We start from the raw sequence: 2,144 nt of genomic DNA, 5'->3' as shown, positions 1-2,144 counted from the left end.
ATATAATAATATTCGTCCCTACATAAAAAATAATAGACCTTCGCATTGGCAATATATTCAATGGTTTATACGGATTTTAGAAGGCTATCATCTGGAACTTCCGTTGCAAGGTCTGACGGTTGAGGGACAAATTTGACAGAGTGCCACATGAGATGCTGTTGTCCTAAACAATTACCCCACCGCCGATGACCCTGTTGCCGACATAAAATACGGCGCTCTGCCCCCGTGCCGGCGCCCATTGGGGAGTATGCAGGATGACCCTTGTTGCGGAGCTGCCCTCAATGCCCGCTATGTCTGCGGACACGGCTGCCATCGTTGAACGAAACTTAACCAGAACGCTGTCGGGGACCTCAGTTGTCGGAACTAGCCAGTTGATAGCGTCAACCGTGAATTGGGTCTTTGCGCCACACTCCTTTGGGCCAACGATCAGGGTATTGGTTGCCGTGTCGATGTCGATGACGTATAGGGGTTGCTTTGCTGCGATGCCAATGCCGCGCCTCTGTCCGACGGTGTAGGCAAATAGCCCCCCGTGAGTGCCGATGGTCTTACCATCCACATCCACGATTGGTCCTGCGGCCTGAATGTTCGGTGAATATGCGCTGAGAAAGCCGCGATAACCGGCGTCGTCAACAAAACATATGTCCTGACTCTCCGGCCTCTTGTGGCAGGGAAGCTCAAGCCCTGCGGCCAATTCCCTGACACGGGGCTTGGTCCACGGGCCAAGGGGGAATTTCACCCTCGACAGCATCTCAAGGGTCAACACGTACAAGAAGTACGATTGGTCCTTTGTCATGTCCGTGGCAGTCATCAACGCCGGTTGGTCCGTGCCTACGGCATAATGCCCCGTGGCTATGCAGTCAAACCCCCTGGAGTTGGCCTCAGCCAAGAGGTATGGAAACTTAACATGCTGGTTGCACAACACACACGGATTTGGCGTGACGCCCCTGGAGTACCCCTCGATGAATGGCTCAATGACCCGCTGCATGAACTCAACGCGTACATCTGCAATGCTGTGCCTGATGCCAAGAGCGGCGGCAGTTGCCCTGGCGTCGTTGAGGGATGCTGCCGAGCAGCAAGTGTTGGTTGTATCGGGGGTTTTTGCAGTATCGCTGTTGCTACCCCACAGGAGGAAACTCAGGCCTTCGGTGTAATAGCCCTGCTGCTTGAGCAGATATGCCGCAACAGAGGAGTCAACCCCACCGCTCATTCCGATGAGCACACTTTGGCCTGTCTGCCCTCCTGCCTGCCCCTCTTTGGATGTCACAACGTTGACCTCGTGTTAGGCGGGATGTAATAGTTTGCTTTTAACGGTATCTGCGTTTGGGTTTGTCTAGCCGTTGCTCCAGCTTATCCAGGGCGGCATTGAGTTTATGAACCTTTTGCGGGGTCAGACGGCCTGCCGCTATTGCCATTGCCTTTGCGTCTCTGATCTTGCTTAGGGCGATATTGATGTGTTCCGCCCTTTTGGGCGTTAGTTGTCTATTGCTTATTTTAGCGTCTATTTCTCTCTGGATGGAGTTGATTCGCTCATCGAGTGCAACGCCTGACTGATTAAATGCACTCGCCACCACCACAGATGCCAGCAAAAACGCCACTATTACCACTACGGTTCTCATAGGCTACAGCTTCCTACCACCACCCTTCTGCAACCCTCTCTGCTCGTGCCAGTCCTTTATTAATGGCTTAAATGTATGTAAGCCAATGACTGTACTTATCCACGAGTCCGTGTACGGAGTCAAAGAAGATTTCCTGTATTCGCTTTGTGACGGGGCCGGGTTTTCCGGAGCCGATTGTGCGGCTGTCCACCTCTCTGATGGGGGTTACCTCTGCTGCCGTGCCTGTAAAAAAGGCCTCATCGCTGATGTATAACTCATCCCTTGTGAAGCGTTTTTCTTCCAGGGGGACTTTCTCATTGGCTGCAATTGTCATTACACTGTCTCTGGTGATTCCCTCAAGTATCGACGTAAGGGGCGTTGTCTTTATGACACCGTTTCTCACAATAAAGATGTTTTCTCCGGCACCCTCAGCGACATAGCCCTCGGCATCGAGCAGCAGGGCCTCATCAAACCCCATACTTAGGGCCTCTCTCTTTGCCAGTTGTGAGTTGACATAATAGCCGCTGATCTTGCCACGGGACATGTTGG

At 52.6% G+C, this 2,144-nt stretch carries 3 protein-coding genes; all 3 read right to left on the bottom strand.

What is annotated here, in order from left to right; genetic code table 11:
* Positions 1–163 precede the first annotated feature (163 nt).
* Positions 164–1,264, bottom strand: coding sequence for a tRNA 2-thiouridine(34) synthase MnmA (mnmA, locus tag HWQ67_RS16985; RefSeq protein WP_218253877.1), 1,101 nt, complete (start codon positions 1,262–1,264; stop codon positions 164–166).
* Between the two features lie 40 nt (positions 1,265–1,304).
* Positions 1,305–1,616 carry a hypothetical protein gene (locus HWQ67_RS16980; protein ID WP_218253876.1) on the bottom strand — a complete coding sequence of 104 codons (312 nt, stop codon included), beginning with the start codon at positions 1,614–1,616 and terminating at the stop codon, positions 1,305–1,307.
* Positions 1,617–1,683: 67 nt separating this feature from the next.
* The coding region (locus HWQ67_RS16975) for an aminotransferase class IV (RefSeq protein WP_218253875.1) at positions 1,684–2,144 on the bottom strand (461 nt) is incomplete at its 5' end.

Source organism: Candidatus Magnetobacterium casense, assembly GCF_019173545.1.
GTDB lineage: Bacteria > Nitrospirota > Thermodesulfovibrionia > Thermodesulfovibrionales > Magnetobacteriaceae > Magnetobacterium > Magnetobacterium cryptolimnobacter.
The sequence above is the reverse complement of the archived record's forward strand: the minus strand, read 5'-3'. Positions and strand labels throughout refer to the sequence as shown.